The organism is Myxacorys almedinensis A (assembly GCF_010091945.1).
Classification (GTDB): Bacteria; Cyanobacteriota; Cyanobacteriia; order Leptolyngbyales; family Leptolyngbyaceae; genus Myxacorys; species Myxacorys almedinensis.
Map to the genome: position 1 here is coordinate 139444 of NZ_WVIE01000005.1, position 21074 is coordinate 160517.

Below are 21074 nucleotides of genomic sequence, written 5' to 3' on the forward strand. Positions count from 1 at the left end.
ACCCACTGAAATGCATATAGCTTGGCTTGGAAAGAAAGCACCTTTTTGCGGCAATGTCACCTATGGTCGAGAGGTTACAAATGCTCTGCTAGACCGAGGGCATCGAGTTAGTTTCTTCCATTTTGCTCAGGAAGATGCCGGACCAGATAATTGGCCAGACTTTCAGGAGATTCCGATTCCGTTTCTCTACAAGTCGCAAATTTATACGATTCCCACGTTTCGATCGAGCAAGGTTCTCAGCCAGGCGCTACGAGAGGTGCAGCCCGATTTGGTGCATGCATCGCTGACGCTTTCCCCCCTCGATTTTTTGCTGCCAGAAATTTGTGAAGAATTGGGCATTCCGCTGATTGCCACGTTTCACCCCCCCTTCGATCGCAAGCGGCGTAACTTTACATCGGGGACACAGCATCTGATGTATCAGCTATATGCGCCGTTTTTGGCAAACTACGATCGCACGATCGTGTTTTCGCACATTCAACGGGATTTGCTGACTAAGTTGGGCGTTCCTGCCGAACGGGTGGTGGTGATTCCCAATGGCGTCGATTCTGCCAAATATTCTCCCGGACGATCGACCTTGAAAGCAGAATTTCAGGCGGAGCGCGTGTTTCTCTACCAAGGGCGTGTGGCTCCTGAGAAAAATGTAGAGTCGCTCTTGCGGGCGTGGAAAGCGTCGGAGATGCACCCAACGAGTAAGTTGCTGATTGTGGGAAACCATGGCCCGCTTGCTGCCTCATTGATGCCTTTTTATGGCTCTGAACACGGAATTTACTGGCTGGGGTTTATTGCTCAAGAGCAGCGTCGGATTGATATTTTAAGGGGGGCAGATGTCTTTATTTTGCCATCGCTGGTAGAGGGGCTGTCGTTATCGCTGTTAGAAGCCATGTCGTCGGGGTTGGCGTGCATTGCCACGGATGCCGGAGCCGATGGGGAAGTGCTTGAAGATGGCGCGGGTGTGGTAATGAGTACGCAGCGAGTCTCTACTCAGTTGAAGACGCTTTTACCACTTTTTCAAGATCATCCCGAAATTACAGCACTGTTGGGTCAGAAAGCGAGACAGCGAGTGCTCGATCGCTACACGTTGAGTCGTAACATTACTCAGGTGGAAGAGTTGTATGAATCGGCGGTGAAATTGCCGCGATTGCCGCTCAGTTTGATTTGAGATGACTTGGTTTGAGAGGCTTTGAGGAGACGGGGGCGTTGTGAGAGCGGGCTAGGGCAATCGCCAATTGGTGCGGTTCCAGTCATACACCCCTTGAATCTCGAATTCGTTGCCGTTGTCGAAGCGAATGGTGCAAGCAATGCTGGCATCTCTGACGCTGGGGGCGTCACTTACCGAGACGACAGTGCAAGCAAACCATTCTCGGCTACAGGGCCCGCTGTCTTGTACCCATTCCCATAAGGCATTGCAAACTTCGATGCGATCGCCGACGGTCAGGTGAATGGTGTCTTCGTCGGTGTATTCGGCAAGATGGGCGGGAGTAATGGATTGCAGCCAGACCATTCCGTAGGATTCACGAATGAATTGAACTGCGCCCGACTCGCGATTTTCTATCCAATCGTTGAGTAGGGCAATTTTCCAATCTTGATTTTGCGCCTGTTGGTCTTGAACAAAGCGCAGAAGGAGTTTTAGCTGGTCAGGGGTGAGTTGGGAGAGGGGATTTGGGGCTTGTTCGTCGAGGGTTTTGGTCATCCAATTACTGATGACTTGGAAAAGGATATGCTGCTGGGTGTCGTCTAGGGGATGACCGATCGCATTGCATTCTTGAGCGACATGTTCTAACAATGCTTTGATGTCAGGACTGGTCATAGCGGCAATGTTACAGGGATAACATTACGGTAGCAAGATTAGGTGAACTGCGATCGAACGGACTTTGCGCGGGAATCTCTTTAGAGTTTGGCAACGCCAATTGCGCTATCGGCAACCCTCTATTTCTGGTTCACTGTTATAGCGATCGTAGTCATCAGGGACAAGCACCATCAAACCCAACACGAGTAGATTACGGTTATGCCATAAATTTACTGCTTGAAAGGTAGCTAGAAACAAACTATAGCCAGGATTCTGGGGGAAGGGCTGAGCTTGCTGAATTCGGAAGTCAGCGTCAAAATAGGTTCCATGCTTGCGTAAGACTTTGACAAAACAGCATCCTTACCGCATATCTATTTTTCTGATTCACCATCACGGTTTTATGTTCCAAGTTCTCGTTACTTGATTCGCAGGGTGTGGATTTTGATGCCGCGATCGCACTTCCGCATTTTGCCCATTAAGATCTCGATTCACAACTGGTGGATTCTAATGCCGCGATCGCACTTCCGCATTTTACGCATTCGGATCTTAATGCACAACTCGTAGATCTTAATGCCGCGTTGCGTTTCCGTGTTTTGCACATTGGGATCTCAATCAGTGAAGGTTAGATGACATGGCACCTCCCTGCACAACTACCGAAACTGCTTCCAACTCAAGCGCAGAGCATTGGCGAAATTCAGCGATCGCACGCAGGTCTCAAACGCTTTTAAGGCTAGATCAAACGGGCACTCTAAATCTTGCACACCTCAACTCATAAAGGAAAAAGCAAGTATGGGTCGCTCAAAACGAAGCTCTCGCACCCTAGAAAAAGCTGACCGTCGGCTGGCGAGTCTAAAATCCATCAACTCCCGCTTGGATCTTGGTGATGGCGCAACCATTGACTCATTCAAAGTCTTGATCGAACACACCCGCACCCAGATGGAATACTACAACACTCTGCTTTCGAGCATCGATGCGGCTAAAACATCTCTTGTAGAAGCCGAAAAGTCATTAGCAGAGCTTTCAGAAAAGATGTTGATTGGCGTTGCCTTTAAATATGGCAAAGACAGCCAAGAATACCAAATGGCAGGCGGCACTCGGAAGAGCGATCGTAAGCGTGTAGTTCGCCAACCTACGGCTACTGCCAACGCCAGCAGTTAGTAACTGAAGTGCGGTTCCTTTTATTTGTCACCGTGCGACGAGCGCTATACGCGACTCTAAAGGAACCGCTTTTCACAAACTAATTCTGCTTGGGTGGAAATAGAGCGATCGAGGCTCTTCATACTCTCCAGTATGAGAGGTGTAAACTATGGATAAGCAATGCATACATTAAGCAGCCATGCCTGCCAAAGACCGATTTCATAAAGCCGTAAAGATTGGACTTCAGAAAGACGGCTGGACAATTAATGATGAGCCGCTCACCCTTGAGATTGAGCGCTTAAGCAGTTTTTATATTGATCTTGGCGCAGAAAAGCTGATCATCGCCCACCGGAAAAACCAGAAAATTGCCGTTGAGGTGAAAAGCTTCCTCGGAGCTTCCACCCTTTTAGAATTTCATACGGCTCTTGGTCAATGCTTAAACTATCGTTATGCCCTAGAAAACAGCGACCTGAGCGCAAACTCTATCTTGCGGTTCCTGACAGCATTTACAAAGACTTTTTCACGGTTCCCTTCATTCAATCCGTACTTCAAAGAAGCCAAATCAGCCTCATTGTTTACGATCCTATCCAGGAGGAAATCATCCGATGGCAAAGCTAGAACATTATCGAGAAACCGTCCAAAAAGCTCTGTCAGACTATGCCCAGATGCGCTTTGGATCATCAAGCCGACCCGATCTGGAAATTCAAACCCTGTTCGATTGCCAACACGATCATTACTACTTAGCATATGTCGGTTGGCAAAACGATAGCTCCGCTTCACAAAGTGTTCGGCGCGTCTACAGTCCACTACTGCATCTTGACATCAAAAACGAAAAAATCTGGCTGCAACTCAACACTACCGAAGACGACATCACAGAAGACTTGATCAAACTTGGTGTTCCCAAGGAAGACATCGTACTTGGGTTCCATCCTCCGCAAATGCGCCAGTTTACAGACTTTGCTGTGGGCTAATGACAGTTTTGCGCGATTGGCTACCAAAGTCTATTAGAGTGCGCTTCAGCTTTCGTTGACTCGTCGCCGCTAAAATAAAGTCACAAAACTGCTGCAAATCCGCGCAAGGCTATGACCACTTCTACCCTGCTTCACATTAGCCAAATCCAGCTTGCTCCCAGAAGTTCCATTTTGCTTTCTGAGGTGAGTTGGACACAATATCAAGCATGGCTGCTCGAATTGGGAGACAATCGCGCCACTCGGTTTGCCTACAATCAAGGAACGCTGACGCTGACAATGCCGAGTCAACTCCACGAACTTGTCAATCGCTTACTGGCAAAAATCATCGTTGCGATCGCTTCGCAAACTCCGAACGATCGCTGAAGCATTAGATATGCAATTACGAGAGCTAGAATCGACTCGGTTTGAGCGCGAAGACCTCGATCGCGGCATCGAACCCGATAGCTGCTTCTACATTCAGAACGCTGATCGCATTGTGGGGCTGAATCCAACCATTCCTAATGACCTCCCTCCAGATCTCGCGATCGAAGTAGACATCACCAGTCGCTCCTCCAACAGCTGAAGATCTATCAAGCTTTCGGCTTTCCTAAGCTTTGGACGTTTCAATCTGGAACGGTAACGATTCGAGTGCTGCGTGATGCTCAATATGCCAACGTTGCAATCAGCAAAGCGTTTCCGATCATCACGACAGATAAACTCAATGAATGGGTGCAAATGCTTGAAACAACGGATGATCTCACTGTAGTCAGAGCAGTGCGCCAGTTTGTAGCGTCTGTAAAAGCAGGGCGCGAGTCCACAGACGAAACATAAATCGGCTCACTGGTTGAGATCGTCATCTTTGATTTGGAGAGCGAGTTGGTAAATCTGTCTTTTGGGTAAAGCAGTTTGTTGGGCAAGCTGACGACTCGCTTCAGACCGAGACATGCCTTGATTCAGCAAACTGTGTAATTCGGTTTTTAAAGTCTCTTCGGATAAGGGGACTGTGGTTTGGGATGCGCCCGATAGAATGAGCGTAAATTCGCCTTGAGGATCGCGATCGCTGATCTTGACGATCGCATCTCCAACTGTGCCGCGCCAAAATTCTTCATGCAGCTTCGTGAGTTCTCGTGCGATCGTAATGGCGCGATCGCGTCCAATCACCTCTGCCATATCCTGAAGTGTCTTTAGGACTCGATGGGGAGCTTCATAAAAAATCAGCGTTCGAGGATCAGAGCGTAACACCTCTAGCTGAGCGCGGCGATCTTTTTCTTTCGCAGGCAAGAAGCCTTCAAAGGCAAAGCGATCGCTGGGCAATCCTGATGCGCTTAATCCTGTGATCACCGCACTTGCTCCTGGAATTGGCACAACTAACACGCCTGCATCTGCACACACTTTCACCAATTCGTATCCTGGATCAGAAATTCCAGGCATTCCAGCGTCAGTCACAAGGGCAATGGATGTGCCTTGCTGTAAGCGACTTAGTAACTCTGGCGTGCGAGTCGTACGGTTGTGATCGTGATAGCTGATCTGCGGCGTTTTGATTTGAAAATGATGTAAAAGCTTTCCAGTGTGACGAGTATCTTCGGCAGCAATCAGATCGACGGTTTGCAAAATGCGTACCGCTCGGAACGTCATATCTTCTAAGTTGCCGATCGGAGTGCCAACGATGTAAAGTGTGCCAGTCATTCTAGGATCATACAAGCAATGAGCAAGGGGCTGTTTGTTGGAATGGTGACGCTGGACTTGATTTATTTAGTCGAGCAATTGCCCAATCGAAACCAGAAGATTGTGGCGATCGATGCCCTAACGTCGGCAGGAGGCCCGGCAACCAATGCGGCGGTGGCGTTTCAACACCTCGAAAACCAGGTAGTGGTGATGGGTGCGATCGGAACTCATCCGACTGCTCATTTGATTGTGACAGAATTGCAAGAATGGGGAGTTGCGATCGCAGATCTCGCGCCAACGCGCACCGAATCCCCCCCCGTCTCATCGATTCTGGTGACGCGATCGACGGGTGAACGAGCCGTGGTATCGATCAATGCGGTCAAGTTTCAGATCGGACGGGAGCAGATTCCGCCCAACGTTTTAGCAGGCGTTGACGTGGTATTAGTCGATGGACATCAGATGGAGATTGGAGCCGCGATTGCAAAGCAAGCTTCCGGTGGAAGTGCAAAGCAAGCTTCCGGTGGAAGTGCACAATCGGCGCAGGATCAAAAAATCCCGGTGGTGATGGATGGCGGAAGCTGGAAACCTGGATTTGAAACGGTTCTGCCGTGGGTTGATTACGCGATTTGTTCTGCAAATTTCTATCCGCCTGGGTGCAAAACGACGCAAGAGGTGATGAACTATCTTTCCAAGTTTGGAATTGAGCACATTGCGGTGACGAATGGAGGAGATGCGATCGCGCTCCTGAGCCATGGCGAAAGCGGATCCATTCAAGTTCCTCACGTTCCTATCATCGATACGTTAGGCGCGGGCGACATCTTTCACGGTGCATTCTGTCATTTCATCTTGCAAACAAACTTTAAGCAAGCCTTGGTGCAATCTGCTCAAATTGCCGCTCGTGCGTGTCAATTCTTTGGAACCCGGCAGTGGATGAGACCAACCTCCGTATAATAGGAAAACTGTGTACCGGCATCCGATTATGGAAAGCACTCCACTCAAGCTTGGTTTAAGCCGTCGTCAGCACCTCTGGATCGCTGCCGCCATTTGGACACTAGTAGGCACAGGATTGCTCACGATGGGCATGAAATTTTGGTTTCAGTTTCCTTACTTGGGCTTTTTAGACGCAAAACATTTAGGGGTAGGCGCGATCGCGCTGTCTGTTGGAGTGCTCAAAGGAAAACTCGTGCTTGATAAAACAGCGAGTCGTGTGATTGAAAGAGTCGATACGTTACACGAGCCAAATCCATTCAAAAGTGTGTTTCAAATGTTTGGCGTGAAAACAATCGGGTTAATTATCCTGATGATGACGATCGGATTGGCATTGAGGAAAGCAGGCGTGAGTTATGAAATTCGCGGACTGATCTATTTAGCGGTAGGTGCAGCGTTGCTGTGGAGTTGTCGGTGTTATTGGATCGCGGCTTCTAAAACAGAGCAACTTACGACCGGAGTTTAGAGCAGAGCCAAGACACCACCGAGGAGAAACATCCGTGAGCGTACACGACCGATTGGATGAAATTTTAGCGATCGCATGTGCGATCGGCTGGGGAACCGCCGACATTTTGCTCAACGCTCAACGCTCCTCGTTTGCGATTGAAACGTCAGGCGATAGTCCAGTTACCTCTGCCGATCTTGCCGCCAATCATTACATTCTCAACAACTTGCAAGCCACCTTCGGACTCCAAGAGTTTGCTTACCTCAGCGAAGAAACCTTTGCCGCTCAACCCGCCTCCGATCGCTTAGGCAAACCGTGGGTCTGGATTATTGATCCGCTCGATGGCACAAAAGATTTCATCAATCGTACCGGAGAATATGCGGTTCACATAGCATTAACCCATCAAGGTCGTCCGGTGCTGGCGATCGTCGCTTGCCCCGAACTCGATAAACTCTATTACGCCACACGCAACGGCGGGGCATTCGTTGAAACTCGCCATCAATCCCCAAAACCGCTCCACGTTTCCACCCAATCTCAACCCGAAACACTCACCCTCGTGGCAAGCCGAAGCCACCGAGATCAACGGTTTGCGAAATTGCTGGAACGCTTTCCCTGCAAGGGGCAAAAACAAATGGGCAGCGTCGGCTGTAAGATTGCCGCGATCGCAGAGCAATCCGCCGATCTATACCTGTCTCTGTCTGGAAACTCTGCCCCCAAAGATTGGGACTTTGCAGCACCCGAATTAATTCTCACAGAAGCGGGAGGAAAATTTACCCACTTCGATGGTTCGCCACTGCAATACAACCGCGAAGAGGTGAGCCAATGGGGCGGCATCTTAGCAAGTAATGGAAAGTGCCACGAAGAATTGTGTGCGATCGCAGAGAACCTATTAAAAGCTATTCATGTATGAGTTATCTAAAAACGATGGTAGCCCTATGTCTCAACGGTTTATAGCCATAGCTTTTTGTTTGAACAAATAAACTCAAACCTTGTAGAAAATTCATACAAGAAAAACAGGCGTTGCTGAATGCAAGTAGGATTTGCCCTGCTCCCCAAGGAGAAGAGTTGGTGAGAAGGAAGCTAAAATTCTTGTTCCCTCTCCTTTTGCGAGAGGGCTAGGGAGAGGGCAGATCTGCGATGCATACTCAGATTTAGCACCGCCGAAAAACAATGTATGTTAAAAAACATAAAACACGTTACATTGCTTTAGGCGAATTGAGCTTGTCTGACAGATACGTGTGTGAGCAATTCCTAAACCCATCTCTAAACGTTCGGATTATGGGTGTTAGTGTTTGAATAAGCTACATGAGAAGTTGAAGTCGTTAGGAGTGAAGTCTCAGCATGTTTGATTGTATTGTCGTCGGAGCCGGGCCTGCCGGAGGAACTGCTGCTTATCATCTTGCTAAACGGGGTCGCTCAGTGCTAGTGCTAGAAAAGGATGCGCTTCCCCGATACAAGGCGTGCAGTGGTGGAGTATCCCCCGCGATCGCGCAATGGTTTGATTTCGATTTCAGTCCTGTGATTTCTCGCAAGGTCAACACCATTCGCTATACCTGGAAACTCGGTGATCCTGTTCATGCAACGCTCAACACTCCAGAGCCGATGTGGATGGTACGTCGCGACGAATTTGATCACTTCTTAATCAAGCAGGCTCAGCAGATCGGTGCAGAACTGCGTGACAACACGGCGGTTACTGGCATTGAGTTTAAGGGCGATCACTGGCAAGTCACTACTGCCAATGGAACTCTTGAAGCACGTTACCTGATTGCAGCGGATGGTGCTAAGGGTCCCATGGCGAAGTGGCTAGGGTTTAAAGAGCGCAAAACCCGCCTGGGAGCCGTAATGGAAGTGCCTCATGCCGACGGGGAATCGGCACAGTTTGACTTTGGCATGGTTAAAAATGGCTTTATCTGGAATCTTCCCAAAGCAGATGGCTTCTCGGCAGGCACCGCAACCTTTCGGGGCGGAGACGGGGTGGATCTCAAGTCCGCTCTGCTAACGTATGCCAAGGCGGCAAACATCAACCCGGCTGGGGTGCAAATTCACCAGCACCCGATCGCGTTTTGGGATGGCAATGAAGCGCTCCATACTCGGAATGCGCTATTGGCAGGAGAGACGGCTGCGATCGTAGATCCGATGACAGCGGAAGGAATTCGCCCGTCGATGTTTACGGGCATGAAGGCAGCCGAAGCCATCGATCAAGCGTTGGCTGGCAATGGGAATGCCCTAGCAACCTACACCACCACGATTGGGCAAGAGTGGGGGAGTGATATGGCGTGGGCACAACGCTTAGCAGGCGTGTTCTACCGTGTACCAGGAATTGGCTATAAAGTAGGCGTAAAGCGTCCGACTGCAACGGATCGATTGGGCAAAATCATGTGTGGTGAGTTGCGCTATGCAGATGTTGCGACTCGCGCCCTAAAGCAACTGAGCGGCGGACTGATTCCCGGAATGGGATAGCAGATCGAGTTAGCCTGCGATCGCAGTGCCAGACAGATTCAATCCGGTATCCATAAGCGGTTCAGGACGAGATCTTGAACCGCTTTAAGCGTTGTTAGCAAAGTCTATTTTTTCGTAAAGATCTGCGGTTCCTACGGAGTTGCGCTCTGCGCTAATCGCGATCTTCAACGCAAACGACTTCAGCACCAGTTCAGAATCTTGCTTATCGTACTGATCAATCGTCCAGCGCTTGTGCCCTGTTTTGAAGAATTGATTGATCGCAATTTGATTCTGATCAATCAAAATGTATTCCTGAAACGTTGGAATCGATTGATACAGTGTGAATTTTCCATTTCGGTCAAAGTCTTCTGTTGAATCAGATAAGACTTCGATAATCACTTGAGGATTCGTGATAGTTGTCTTGCGATCGTTGTAGTATTCAACCTGTCCAGCCACAACCATAACGTCAGGGTAACGAAACTTTCGAGATTTAGGCAGCCATAATTTCACGTCTGCCATAAAAACAGAATAATCCTGCCCTTTCAACCCTAAGCTTAAAGCAAGGGCACAATTGAGGGAAAGTCGGTTGTAATTTGTTGTTCCACCTGTCATTGGCGTAATTTTTCCATCGTCATACTCACTTCTAAACTCAGCGTTTCTTTCTAACTCTAAATACTCTTCAGGCGTGTAGTAGCCCTGCTCTTGAGCGGAAATCGTTTGGGAAGTCATTGAAATCTTCTCCACATCATGTAAGTATTTTAACGATCAAAAAAAATAGTAACAATCAAAAAAATAGAGCCTGCCAAACACCTTGAACGGCTCAAGATTTTTAGCAGGCACACAAATTGTTTTGCGAAAAAAGATTTAGAACAAACCGAGGGTCAACCCTTGGCTTACCGGGAAGGTTGCGCCAATTCCGAGCCACATTGTAACAGCCGTTCCAAACAGGAAAGCAGCCATTGCAACCGGACGACGGAACGGGTTTTGGAACTTGTTCACATTCTCAATAAACGGAATCACAATCAACCCTAGCGGCACAGAACCCATCAGAACCACACCCAGCAACTTGTTTGGCACAAGGCGCAGAATGTTGAACACAGGGTACAAATACCATTCAGGTAAAATTTCGAGGGGGGTCGCAAACGGATTGGCAGGCTCACCGATCATCGCAGGATCGAGGACTGCCAAACCAACGCAAAGCGCGATCGTCCCTAAAATCACGACCGGGAAAATGTAGAGCAGGTCGTTGGGCCAAGCAGGTTCACCATAATAGTTGTGACCCATGCCCTTCGCCAACTTAGCTCTTAACTGCGGATCACTTAGATCCGGCTTCTTAACGGTTGCCATCTGTAAAGGCTCTCCTTAAAGGTCAGAAGTCAGCAGGGGAAAAACAGCAAGCAAGGATTCTTTAGGATAAAACCAAAGAGAAAATTCTTGAACCTGTAACGCGACGAATACCGTCAAGCATTACAACGGACCAGAAATACCTTGCTTCCGAATCATCAAGAAATGCGCCAGCATAAACACGGCGATCAGCCAAGGTAGCACAAAGGTGTGGGCGCTGTAGTAGCGAGTGAGGGTCGATTGACCAACGCTTGCACCCCCTCTGAGCAAATCTGCAATCAGAGTGCCCACAACTGGAATCGCTTCAGGCACACCCGACACGATTTTGACTGCCCAGTAGCCAACCTGATCCCAAGGTAGAGAGTAGCCCGTTACGCCGAAGGAAACCGTAATTACAGCTAAAATGACGCCTGTAACCCAGGTCAACTCACGGGGCTTTTTAAAGCCACCCGTCAGATATACCCGGAAGGTGTGCAGAATCATCATCAGCACCATCATGCTGGCAGACCATTTGTGAACCGAGCGAATCAGCCAGCCGAAATTGACATCATTCATGATGTACTGAACGGAGGTGAACGCTTCTGCCACAGTAGGCTTGTAATAGAACGTCATCGCAAATCCAGTGGCGAACTGGATGAGAAAGCAAGTTAGCGTGATTCCGCCCAGGCAGTAAAAGATATTGACATGAGGCGGCACGTACTTGCTGGTTATGTCTTCCGAAAGCGCTTGAATCTCAAGGCGCTCGTCAAACCAGTCGTACACATTTGCCATAAAGCAAGCGTTCCTAAAAATGATTGCTGTTCATAAAAAATGTAACACAGGAGTAAAGACGATTACACCTTGGAAAGAGGCAATTGGACGGTAATTGAGAGGTTTGAGACAAAGATTCGAGCCATTCCCAATGCTTAATGATTTGTGAAGAAAGATTTCCTCTAATTAAAGTTTTGCAAGCGGTGGAAATCTCTGTCAAAGTAAAGCAGATTACACGGCTTAACTATTTCACGTTACGATCGACTGCTATGGGAAGACGTTTTTCTGGGTTTCGCTTACTGATCATTGGGGTTCTGTCGGTCGCGATCGCGTTTGGAGTGGTGTCTCCAGCCAACGCTTTAACCGACGATCAAAAGCTCCTCAACGAAGCGTGGCGAATTATTGATCGTGCCTACGTTGATTCGACATTTAACCATAAAAACTGGTGGGGGCTGCGAGAAAAGTATCTGAGACAGCCGTTGCCCGATCGCGAGGCGACCTATGCCGCGATCGCGCAAATGCTGGCGGTTTTGGATGACCCCTTTACCCGTCTGCTAAAGCCCGATCAGTATCGGAGTCTGCAAACAACGACGTCTGGAGAATTAACGGGGGTTGGGTTGCAAATTGCCCTCGACTTAGAGACAAAGCTGCTCAAGGTGATCGCGCCGATCGAGGGATCTCCGGCGGCGAAGTCTGGGATTCAGGTGGCAGATACGATTCTCAAGATTGATGGCGTTTCGACAGAGGGCTTGAGCCTTGATGAAGCGGCAGAGCGAATGCGCGGCAAGATCGGCAGTCAGGTGACGCTGACGGTGGCGCGAGAGGGACAGGCAGCGCAGGAGATGGTGCTGGTGCGCGATCGCATTGCCCTTAATCCTGTTGTTGCAGAACTGCGCCCTCAAGCGAGTGGAAAGAAAGTCGGGTACGTCAAGCTGAGCCAGTTTAACGCCAATGCCACGATGGAAGTTGCCCACGCGATCGCATCGCTGGAAAAGCAAGGCGCAGAGGCTTATATTCTTGATTTACGAAATAATCCGGGTGGGTTGCTCAACGCTGGAGTTGAAATTGCTCGGCTTTGGCTCAACGAAGGCACGATCGTGTATACCGTCAATCGCCAGGGCACGATCGGCAGTTTTGAAGCCGTGGGAAGTGCGTTAACCGACGATCCGCTGGTTGTATTAGTTAATCAGGGAACCGCGAGTGCCAGCGAAATTTTGGCAGGGGCACTGCACGACAACAGACGGGCAACCGTTGTTGGCGAAAAAACGTTTGGCAAGGGCTTAATCCAATCCCTATTTGACCTGTCGGATGGTGCAGGATTAGCCGTCACGGTGGCTAAATACGAAACGCCTAGTCATACAGACATCAATAAATTGGGCATCAAGCCCGATCGGGTTGTGGCGCTCGATCATCCCGTTAACCTCGACCAAATTGGAACGGCAGTCGATAATCAGTATCAAGCGGCAATCGAGACTGTCACCTCAGAGGCTCTTGTTGCCGGAACCACTTGAGGGCTAACCTGTGGGATTTGAGCGGGTTTATCACGATCCGTTGCATGGTGCGATCGCGCTCAACAGCAACGACCCAACCGAAGCGCTGCTGATCAAACTGATCGATACCCCTGCTTTTCAACGATTGCGGCGAATTCGGCAGCTTGGTCCGGCGAGTCTTACCTTTCATGGGGCAGAAGGATCGCGGTTTACCCATTCCATCGGTGTGATGGCGGTTGCCCGTCGAGCTTTCGATCGCATTGGGCAAGACTACCCGCAACTGTTGCCTCACCGTCCGGTCGTGTTGTGTGCGGCGATGCTTCACGATATTGGGCACGGTCCGTTTAGTCACACGGCAGAAGAAATTTTTGGCTGCGATCACGAGCATTGGTCGCGGCGGATTTTAAGCGAATCTGCCCCGATTCGGCAATTGTTGGATCAGTTTTCGCCAACCTTGCTGCATCAGATTGAGCAGGTTTATCTGAAAAAATATCCTTTGCCAATTGTCTGGCAGTTGGTGTCGAGTCAGTTAGACTGCGATCGCTTGGATTATTTGATGCGCGATAGCTATTTCACCGGCGCATCGTACGGCAAAATTGACCTCGATCGAATCTTGATGGCACTGCGCTACGACTTGGTAAGCCAGCAGCTTGTGGTCGCCCAAAAAGGCATCGCTGCGATCGAACATTATCTAGTTGTCCGCTATTTTATGTACGCCCAAGTCTACAACCATCACAAAAATATTGCGGCAACGTGGGTGCTGTCTAAGATTTTTGAACGAGCAAAACACCAATTTCAAACGGGAACATTAGTGGCTGACGAAAACGTTAACGCTTGGCTCGGCAATGAGGCTCCGTCGTTAGAGCAATATTTGGCGACAGATGATGGAGTATTTGTCTATCATCTTCAGCGCTGGCAACATCAAGATGATCCGGTGCTTTCTGATCTGTGCCGCCGATTTTTGGATCGCGATTTGCTGAAAGCGCTAGATGTGACACCGTTGGATGAGCGCGATCGCGCCACACTTCTAGAGAAAGCTTGTCATTGGCTGAGTCAAGCAGGACTTGACCCTAGCTACTATACGGGTCTCAGAGTGGCGGTCAGTCGCGGCTATACGCTCTATCACAAAGGCATCAACATTCAAACCACAAAGGGATTGCAGGAAATTAATGAATTATCGCCGTTAGTGCAAACCCTATCGCAACCAACGCAACGAGTCTGGTTAATTTATCCTCGTGAAATTGAATCTCAGTTGATACACAGTTGATGCACGGTAGATGCACGGTGGATAAACAGTGGATCAACTGGGCGGCTAGCTAGCGATCGTTTCGCGAACAACGTTCCGAGCAATCACCGGAGTTGCATCGGCAGAGGGTTGCTAATCGTTGCGCCGATGTTTGAGATGAAACTTGGGTTGGCAACGGTGTTGTCTTGTTACGAATTGCAAACAAAGTAGAACTGTTTTATGTAGCCAAATCTACGGGTATAACGGTTGTGCCGCCCGATCGCTTTAAGCTAAGGGTAAGGGCAAGAAACCTCCTCACACAGTAGCAGTTTAGGCAACGGAAATCACCGAGTCGATTAAGATCAGCTAATAGCGCGAGTGCGATCGCAGTTGACTTCGCTTTGCAAATTTCAAAATTCTCTAGAGCTTTGTAGAGCGAATCGCATCATTTTCGCGATCTAGCTCTGCCAATCTTGAGTTCATTAACGCCGACCTTTAGATTTGTTTTCTCATGACAGCTATTCAGTATCAACTCGATCAACGTCCTACCTATAAAGACCTATATCAGTTTTTACTTACCTGCAAAGAGTCTCTTTCTGACCATCAAGAACAACGCATTGCTAGTATTTCTCTAACTATCGAATCAGTCGATTTGCTAGCCGTTTTAAATTCTATTATTAAGCCAAATCAACGCCATTTTTATTTCGAGAAAAGCGGTCACCAAGAAGCAATTTTAGGATTTGATATTGCATTGCAGTTAAAGACAGAAGGCGCTCGACGGTTTATTAAAGCCAAAGAGTTTATTGAAACAGCATTAGCAAAAACAACTCAATTTGGAGACTTAAACGCGCCATTTTCTGGAGCACATTTCTTCTGCAATTTCTCTTTTTTTGATACTAGTGAAGAAGAGGCATTTCCAGCCGCTTCCGTTTTCCTACCAGCCTGGCAAATTGCTCGATTCAGCGATTTAGAGAATAGATCAAATTGGTGCCTTCAAGATCCAAACGATCGCTACACAGTAGTTGCAAATGTAGTGATTGATGCCGATTTTGATCCTGATCTCGCTGTTAGAAAACTCTGGCAAACCTTGCAAAAAATTCAAGCGGTGCGATATGAAGTTGTAAATTTAAGTGATGCCACGAAGACCTTTTTTCAACAAAAGTTTGTAGCGCCCCCTGATCAATTTATCGCTTCGGTTTGTTCTGCTTTAGATCTGATTCAAGCAGATCATTTCTATAAAGTAGTGTTGGCGCAGGCGTTGGATATCTTTTCTCCATTGCCGCTGAATTTAGTTGCTTCGCTGAGCAATCTTCAAAAGCTGTATCCAAACTGCTATATCTTTTCAACTAGTAATGGCAACGGTTCAACCTTCATTGGGGCTAGCCCTGAGCGGCTTGTGCGGATCGCTGAGGTCTCCGCAACCCGTACGCTGACCACCGATGCCCTTGCTGGGTCAGCCCCACGGGGCAAAACTCCTATAGAAGACGCTTGGCTGGCAAACAGTTTGCTCAACAGCCAGAAAGAAATTTATGAGCATCAGGTGGTGATCGACTCCATCATGCAGCACTTGAAAACGTTAGGATTGTCTCCTCGCCTTGCCCCGGCTCGATTGCTCCAGCTATCCAACATTCAACATTTGCAAACACCGATTCGGGCGAGGGTGTTGTCAGACGTTCATCTGCTAGATGCTGTGGCAGAGCTTCATCCGACGCCTGCCGTTGCGGGTGCGCCCAGAACGTTGGCATGTGAGCAGATTCGCCGCTTTGAATCGTTTGAGCGATCGCTGTATGCTGCCCCAATCGGGTGGGTAGATCACCGGGGCAACGGTGAGTTTGCAGTGGGCATTCGCTCTGCCCTAATCAAGGGATGCCAAGCGCGATTGTTTGCCGGGGCGGGCATTGTAGCAGGCTCGAATCCTAAGAAAGAACTGGCAGAAGTGCAGTTAAAGTTGCAGGCGTTGCTCAATGCGATCGCATAAGAAAAGCATAAGAAAAGCCGCCAAAGAACGAATCTTGCCTCACGCACAGCAGAGAGCATAAGATGCTTCAGTCGTTTTTCTGTTGGTAAAATCTGCGCCGACGGGTGAGGGTAAAAATTGCCGCAGTTGTGACCAACCCCAACACTACAGACGGCTCAGGAATCTCGACTCGCTCAGGTGCTGGCGGCACTTCTGATTTGATGATCACCTCATCATTTAGGCGAGCTTCACGCAACGAATTGACACGGGGTGCTTCGCTACTTAGCGTTTGCTGAACAACTAGTAAAGGGCTGATGTCTGCTTGAAGCAGGTGCTGAGGTGAAAATTCTTCCGTCGAAGAGTGAGATTCTTTCTGACGCGCCACGCTTTGAACGTACTCATCATACGGTGTAGCGTGCTGAACACCAAGACTCGCTAATGTTCCAGCATGAGCGGAAGCAGTTATCCCAGAAACACAGGAAAAAACTGCCGTCAGGAGGTAAACTTTGGGCAACGATCGTTCTTTCATAACCGGGGCAGAGACGATGATTAGGCGCGAAAGTGTGTGAGTCTACAGAAATACACTGCAAATCGAACTTAAACTTCACACTTTAGAACGGTAGATACCCCAAGATACTGAACCGAATTCTGACTTTAACCGCTCTGTAGAGCTAGGACTGTCGTCTTTTAGTTTAGACAAGTTGAGTCCAGAAATAACAAAGCCAAGGCTAAGTATTTTCCGAAAGTATCAAGACTGCATGAAGTTCAGCGCAGCTTAGAGAAATGTCGCGATCCGATCAACGGCTTCCTCTAAAATTTTGGGTTCATGAACCAGGGCAAACCGCACATATCCTTCCCCCGATTTTCCAAACCCTGCCCCCGGCGAAACCGCTACACCCGTTGCCTGTACAAGCTCTGTGCTAAATCGAATCGAATCGGACATCCAAGGGGGCGGTAGTTTTGCCCAAATATACATCGTTGCTTCTGGAGTTGGAACATGCCACCCAATCTGATCAAGGGCAGCGATGAAGGTGTCACGACGGCGACGAAAGATTTCTACCCCTTGATGGACGCTCGTCTGAGAGCCAGATAGAGCCGCGATCGCACCGTTCAAAATTCCCAAATACTGGTTAAAGTCTACGGCTGCTTTGACTTGCCGCAATGCCCGGATGAGTTCGCCATTGCCGATAGCGTAGCCGACCCGAAACCCGCCCATGTGATAGGACTTCGACATTGTGAAGAATTCGATCGACACCGTTTTTTCAGGGTCAGCTTGCAGCACCGATGGAACGGGGGTTTCGCCAAAATATAGGTCAGCGTAGGGAAAATCGTGCACTAAAACGAGATTGTGATGCTGACAAAAGGCAACGGCTTTTTTGAAAAAGGAAAGGGGCGCGATCGCGCTGGTCGGATTGTGCGGATAGCTCAACACCATCATCCGCGACTGCGCTAAAACCGCCTCTGGAATCTCCTCAAACACTGGCAGAAAGCCATTTTCAGGCAAAAGCGGCATCGGGTAAATTTGCCCCCCTGCCAAATACACCCCCCCGGCATGAGATGGATAGCCCGGATCTAGCAAGAGCGCAAAATCTCCGGGATTGAGAACGGCTAACGGTAAATGCGCGGTTCCTTCTTGAGAGCCAATGAGCGCTAGAACTTCGGTTTCTGGATCAACCGGAATGCCGAATTTATCGCGGTACCAGGTGGCTGCCGCTTGCCGAAACGCTTGAGTGCCGTTGAACAGCAGATAGCCGTGCGTGGTTGGATCGTGAAGCGACACCGCGATCGCATCGATCACATGTGCCTCAGCAGGGAGATCAGACGATCCCAGCGACAAATCAATGATGTTTCGTCCAGCGGCTTTGGCGTTGGCTTTCGCCCGATCCATATCCGCAAACACGTTAGATCGAAGCGACTCTAAGCGGTTGGCAAAGTGCATAGCTGAGTTCGTAACTTATGCGGTCAGTAGATTTTGGGTCACTAGCTCTTCGAGTTTTTGTTTACTAATCGCGCCTTCCGTCGATTTCTTGATTTCTCCATTTTGAAACAGTCGGAACGCCGGAACGCCTTCAACTTTATATTGAGCCACTGTTTCGGGATTTGGATCGACTTCCATTTTGATCACTTTGATGCGATCGCTGTACCGATCGGCAACGGTATCCACCAACGGAGCCATCAACCGACACGGACCGCACCACGATGCCCAGAAATACACGAGTACAGGCTGAGCGGCATCGAGAACTTCTGCCTTAAAGTCGGGATCTGTAATGACGCGAACGCTACTCATACTGCATCCAATACTTAACAACTGCTTTACATAATTTTAAGCCCTAGCTCTCCCCTTCGTAGACGGAAAGCTAAGGCTTGACAAGAAATATTAACGAAGAGGATCGGCTGTCTCTAGAGATTATCTAGCTGCTTTTTGAGATCTTCGAGTTCAGGATCGACCGCCGCATCCTTGGGTGCTTGAGTCTGAGCTTGCGGAGCCGCTTCTCCTGGCAACGCAGCTTGCGGCTGAGATGACCCTGCCAGCATCTGTTGCTTCATCGCTTCAAGTTCAAGATCGACATCGCCCGATTCGAGTTGAGCAAACTGCGCTTCGAGGCTAGACCCCGCCAATTCGCCTGCTGCCTGCGCTCTCGCTTCCGACTGCAACACTTTTTCTTCCATCCGCTCAAAGGCAGCCATGGCAGAACTCGTGCCCATGTTGCCAACCATGCCTTGCAGTTGCTCTTGGGCTTTGGCAGCGCTAGAACGGGCTTTCAGCATGTCTTTCTTGGTCTTCGCTTCCGAAATTTTGCCCTCTAGAGCAATCAAGCTCCGCTTTAAGGTCTCAACCTGCGTAGAGTGCTGATCGAGTTGACCTTTGAGAGCATTGGCGGTTTCGGTGTGGGTCTTCTTGCGCTGTAAGGCTTCGCGGGCAAGAGTTTCATCGCCTTTTTGCAGGGCGAGTTGGGCGCGTTGCTGCCAGTTGTTCGATTCGGATTGAGCCTGGTTGTGCTGCTGCTGGGTACGTTTTTGGCTTGCGATCGCCGTGGCAACCGCCTGACGCAGTTGCACCAGGTCTTCCTGCATCTCGATCACAGCCTGCTCAAGCATCTTCTCTGGATCTTCCGCTTTGCTCACCATGTCATTGACATTCGAGCGAACCACACGGCTGATACGATCAAATAACCCCATAATTTTGTTTTCCTTTTGGCGTTTCTACATTAAGTATGCCGTTGACCCCTACGTTAGCCCACACTTTCTAAATTAAGAACCTATTTAAAAATTTGCAGAAACCAGGACGATAACGTAAGGATTGCTATGCTCACCACTACTGGCAGAAATACCGTCGGTAGCTTCAAGACACGCAACTTGAACAAGCTCTCTCCTAGTTTAGAATTTTCAACTAGGTTCGGGGAACTGAACCAATTTTTTCCCGTAATTAGAGTTCACACTTTAATTTTGACAAAAATTTATTGATAAAGCCGAAGAGCGCTCCGAAACTCTCTCATTGCTTGAACCTTGGAGTGAATCAAGACAGATCGGGTCAGCAGATCCAGATCCAAGTCTGGCAAGGCTTCGCTTTGAGAGATGCGATCGTACCCAGTTGATTGCAATCGGTACAGAGAAAAAAGCCCATCTTCCCAAAACCAAACCTCTGGAACCTCTCTCATCTCGTACTTTTTAAGTTTGTTGATGCTACCACTCGAAAAGACGACCTCGATACATAAGTCAGGGATGGGTTTCTTGGTTTGCAAGCAATAGGACAAATCAGACTGAAACTCTACTTTCTCGGCGACAATTTGCGAGTAGCTGCCGCTAGGGAAAAACTCAATGCCAAATTCTTCAAAGTATATTCCTAGCAGCAGCCCAATGATTGCACTAAATTCTTCATGCTCTTCTGAAATGGGCAAGATGTTTAGTTCTCCCTGGCAGTAAGACAAACGAACGTTTGGAATCCCTTCAAAGCTGTGTTGAATGGCTTTGAATTTTTCCCAGCTTATGCCTTGCTGAACAAATGCATGGAGCTTCGTTGTAAGGGTTGTAGTCATAGCGATCGCTGCCAGCGATAACAATTGAGCGATACCAATCAAAGGAGTAAAGATTCAAACGATAACAGGTTTTAATTTTGAATTGGACTACTGACCCGGAGGGAGTTGAGTCGATTGCCCACCCGTTAATAGCTGATGCTTCATGGCGGCAAGTTCTGCATCAATTTCATCGGCTTCGCCCAGCGCCTCGATCCGTTTCTCAAGGTCGGTGCTGCCAAGTTCTGCGATCGCGGCTGAATTTGCCTCCAGTTGCAGCACTTTATCTTCCATGCGCTCAAAGGCATTCATGGCGCTACCCGTTCCCACCCGACCAAGCGTTTCTTGAATTTGAACCGAGGCTTTTGCAGACCGTGCCCGGGCGATGTAGAGATCTTTTTTCGTTTTCGCTTCCTGAATTTTGCTCTCTAGTTTCAGCATGTTTTGCTTTAGCCCAGCCACCACGCCAGATTGCTGACCTAGCTGCGCTTCCATCGCTTCGGCAGTGTCTAGATAAGACTTGCGGCGAGTTAGGGCTTCACGAGCGAGGGCATCATCACCTTTTTGCAGGGCAAGCTGAGCACGGCGATACCATTCTTCAGAGGTAGAACGGGCTTGAGAGGCTTGGCGTTCCGTGCGTTTTTGGGTTGCGATCGCATGGGCCACCGCTTGACGAAGCTGAATTAACTCATCCTGCATATCTAACACGGCTTGCTCCAGAATTTTTTCTGGATCTTCCATCTGTCCGATGAAGTCGTTGAGATTGGCACGAATGGCACGCCAGATTCGATCAAACAGTCCCATAGCAGATCTCCGGTAGGTGGGGTGGGATAGGGGGGTGGGGTATGGGGTAAAGCGTTGCGCCCCAAATATTCCGCTTCCTGTT

25 protein-coding genes and 1 pseudogene are annotated in these 21074 nt (G+C 49.0%); 15 read left to right on the forward strand and 11 right to left on the reverse strand.

Annotation, left to right across the window (positions count from 1 at the left end):
* Positions 1–10: 10 nt before the first annotated feature.
* Positions 11–1159, forward strand: coding sequence for a glycosyltransferase family 4 protein (locus GS601_RS05925; protein WP_162422344.1), 1149 nt, complete (start codon positions 11–13; stop codon positions 1157–1159).
* 51 nt (positions 1160–1210) lie between these two features.
* Here GS601_RS05925 and GS601_RS05930 read toward each other — a convergent pair whose 3' ends face one another.
* A complete protein-coding gene (locus tag GS601_RS05930) occupies positions 1211–1807 on the reverse strand; it encodes a hypothetical protein (RefSeq protein ID WP_162422345.1) in 597 nt (198 codons plus the stop codon).
* A gap of 411 nt (positions 1808–2218) precedes the next feature.
* Between GS601_RS05930 and GS601_RS23525 the strand changes: the two genes are divergently transcribed.
* From GS601_RS23525 to GS601_RS05960, 7 genes and pseudogenes are all read left to right on the forward strand, one after another.
* Complete coding sequence (locus tag GS601_RS23525) at positions 2219–2350, forward strand: hypothetical protein (RefSeq protein WP_274381939.1); 132 nt, start codon at positions 2219–2221, stop codon at positions 2348–2350.
* A gap of 225 nt (positions 2351–2575) precedes the next feature.
* Positions 2576–2944: a hypothetical protein gene (locus GS601_RS05935; protein WP_162422346.1), complete on the forward strand. Its 369-nt coding sequence runs from the start codon at positions 2576–2578 to the stop codon at positions 2942–2944.
* Positions 2945–3122: 178 nt separating this feature from the next.
* Positions 3123–3541 (forward strand): annotated as a pseudogene (locus tag GS601_RS05940) (XisH family protein).
* Positions 3529–3894: a XisI protein gene (locus GS601_RS05945; RefSeq protein ID WP_162422347.1), complete on the forward strand. Its 366-nt coding sequence runs from the start codon at positions 3529–3531 to the stop codon at positions 3892–3894. The pseudogene GS601_RS05940 and the gene GS601_RS05945 overlap by 13 nt, the downstream one beginning before the upstream one ends.
* A 111-nt stretch (positions 3895–4005) precedes the next feature.
* Positions 4006–4257: a hypothetical protein gene (locus GS601_RS05950; protein ID WP_162422348.1), complete on the forward strand. Its 252-nt coding sequence runs from the start codon at positions 4006–4008 to the stop codon at positions 4255–4257.
* A gap of 10 nt (positions 4258–4267) precedes the next feature.
* Positions 4268–4456: a PDDEXK family nuclease gene (locus GS601_RS05955; RefSeq protein WP_162422349.1), complete on the forward strand. Its 189-nt coding sequence runs from the start codon at positions 4268–4270 to the stop codon at positions 4454–4456.
* Positions 4457–4521: 65 nt separating this feature from the next.
* Positions 4522–4704: a hypothetical protein gene (locus tag GS601_RS05960; RefSeq protein ID WP_162422350.1), complete on the forward strand. Its 183-nt coding sequence runs from the start codon at positions 4522–4524 to the stop codon at positions 4702–4704.
* Positions 4705–4710: 6 nt separating this feature from the next.
* Here GS601_RS05960 and rsmI read toward each other — a convergent pair whose 3' ends face one another.
* Positions 4711–5559, reverse strand: a complete 849-nt coding sequence (gene rsmI / locus GS601_RS05965; RefSeq protein ID WP_162422351.1) for a 16S rRNA (cytidine(1402)-2'-O)-methyltransferase — start codon at positions 5557–5559, stop codon at positions 4711–4713.
* Between the two features lie 18 nt (positions 5560–5577).
* Here rsmI and GS601_RS05970 point away from each other — a divergent pair, with 18 nt between their 5' ends.
* The 4 genes from GS601_RS05970 (at position 5578) to GS601_RS05985 (ending at position 9430) form a co-directional block, all read left to right on the forward strand.
* A complete protein-coding gene (locus GS601_RS05970; RefSeq protein WP_162422352.1) occupies positions 5578–6489 on the forward strand; it encodes a PfkB family carbohydrate kinase in 912 nt (303 codons plus the stop codon).
* Between the two features lie 28 nt (positions 6490–6517).
* Positions 6518–6991 carry a hypothetical protein gene (locus tag GS601_RS05975; RefSeq protein WP_162422353.1) on the forward strand — a complete coding sequence of 158 codons (474 nt, stop codon included), beginning with the start codon at positions 6518–6520 and terminating at the stop codon, positions 6989–6991.
* Positions 6992–7025: 34 nt separating this feature from the next.
* Complete coding sequence (locus GS601_RS05980; protein ID WP_338016971.1) at positions 7026–7880, forward strand: 3'(2'),5'-bisphosphate nucleotidase CysQ family protein; 855 nt, start codon at positions 7026–7028, stop codon at positions 7878–7880.
* Between the two features lie 431 nt (positions 7881–8311).
* A complete protein-coding gene (locus GS601_RS05985) occupies positions 8312–9430 on the forward strand; it encodes a geranylgeranyl reductase family protein (protein ID WP_162422354.1) in 1119 nt (372 codons plus the stop codon).
* An 84-nt stretch (positions 9431–9514) separates the two neighbouring features.
* Here the strand turns inward: GS601_RS05985 and GS601_RS05990 are convergent, their stop codons facing one another.
* From GS601_RS05990 to petB, 3 genes are all read right to left on the reverse strand, one after another.
* On the reverse strand, positions 9515–10138 hold the full coding sequence (locus tag GS601_RS05990; protein ID WP_162422355.1) for a Uma2 family endonuclease: 624 nt from the start codon (positions 10136–10138) through the stop codon (positions 9515–9517).
* 135 nt (positions 10139–10273) lie between these two features.
* The gene (gene petD / locus GS601_RS05995) at positions 10274–10756 is read right to left on the reverse strand and encodes a cytochrome b6-f complex subunit IV (RefSeq protein ID WP_162422356.1); all 483 of its coding nucleotides are present in this window, start codon (positions 10754–10756) and stop codon (positions 10274–10276) included.
* A 120-nt stretch (positions 10757–10876) separates the two neighbouring features.
* Positions 10877–11524: a cytochrome b6 gene (petB, locus tag GS601_RS06000; RefSeq protein ID WP_162422357.1), complete on the reverse strand. Its 648-nt coding sequence runs from the start codon at positions 11522–11524 to the stop codon at positions 10877–10879.
* Between the two features lie 248 nt (positions 11525–11772).
* On the opposite strand from petB, the gene ctpA reads away from it, so the two are divergent.
* The 3 genes from ctpA (at position 11773) to GS601_RS06015 (ending at position 16196) form a co-directional block, all read left to right on the forward strand.
* Complete coding sequence (ctpA, locus tag GS601_RS06005; protein ID WP_162422358.1) at positions 11773–13014, forward strand: carboxyl-terminal processing protease CtpA; 1242 nt, start codon at positions 11773–11775, stop codon at positions 13012–13014.
* Positions 13015–13024: 10 nt separating this feature from the next.
* Positions 13025–14260, forward strand: a complete 1236-nt coding sequence (locus GS601_RS06010) for an HD domain-containing protein (RefSeq protein ID WP_162422359.1) — start codon at positions 13025–13027, stop codon at positions 14258–14260.
* A gap of 469 nt (positions 14261–14729) precedes the next feature.
* Positions 14730–16196: an isochorismate synthase gene (locus GS601_RS06015; RefSeq protein ID WP_162422360.1), complete on the forward strand. Its 1467-nt coding sequence runs from the start codon at positions 14730–14732 to the stop codon at positions 16194–16196.
* Between the two features lie 67 nt (positions 16197–16263).
* Here the strand turns inward: GS601_RS06015 and GS601_RS06020 are convergent, their stop codons facing one another.
* The 6 genes from GS601_RS06020 to GS601_RS06045 form a co-directional block, all read right to left on the reverse strand.
* On the reverse strand, positions 16264–16704 hold the full coding sequence (locus GS601_RS06020) for a PEP-CTERM sorting domain-containing protein (protein ID WP_162422361.1): 441 nt from the start codon (positions 16702–16704) through the stop codon (positions 16264–16266).
* 246 nt (positions 16705–16950) lie between these two features.
* Positions 16951–18114 (reverse strand): LL-diaminopimelate aminotransferase, encoded by a 1164-nt coding sequence (locus GS601_RS06025; RefSeq protein WP_162422362.1) that lies wholly within the window; start codon positions 18112–18114, stop codon positions 16951–16953.
* 15 nt (positions 18115–18129) lie between these two features.
* Entirely contained in the window at positions 18130–18462 is a 333-nt protein-coding gene (gene trxA, locus GS601_RS06030) for a thioredoxin (RefSeq protein ID WP_162422363.1), read from the reverse strand.
* Between the two features lie 113 nt (positions 18463–18575).
* Positions 18576–19355, reverse strand: a complete 780-nt coding sequence (locus tag GS601_RS06035; protein ID WP_162422364.1) for a PspA/IM30 family protein — start codon at positions 19353–19355, stop codon at positions 18576–18578.
* 278 nt (positions 19356–19633) lie between these two features.
* A complete protein-coding gene (locus GS601_RS06040; RefSeq protein WP_162422365.1) occupies positions 19634–20212 on the reverse strand; it encodes a Uma2 family endonuclease in 579 nt (192 codons plus the stop codon).
* Between the two features lie 87 nt (positions 20213–20299).
* A complete protein-coding gene (locus GS601_RS06045; protein WP_162422366.1) occupies positions 20300–20992 on the reverse strand; it encodes a PspA/IM30 family protein in 693 nt (230 codons plus the stop codon).
* Between the last annotated feature and the right edge of the window lie 82 nt (positions 20993–21074).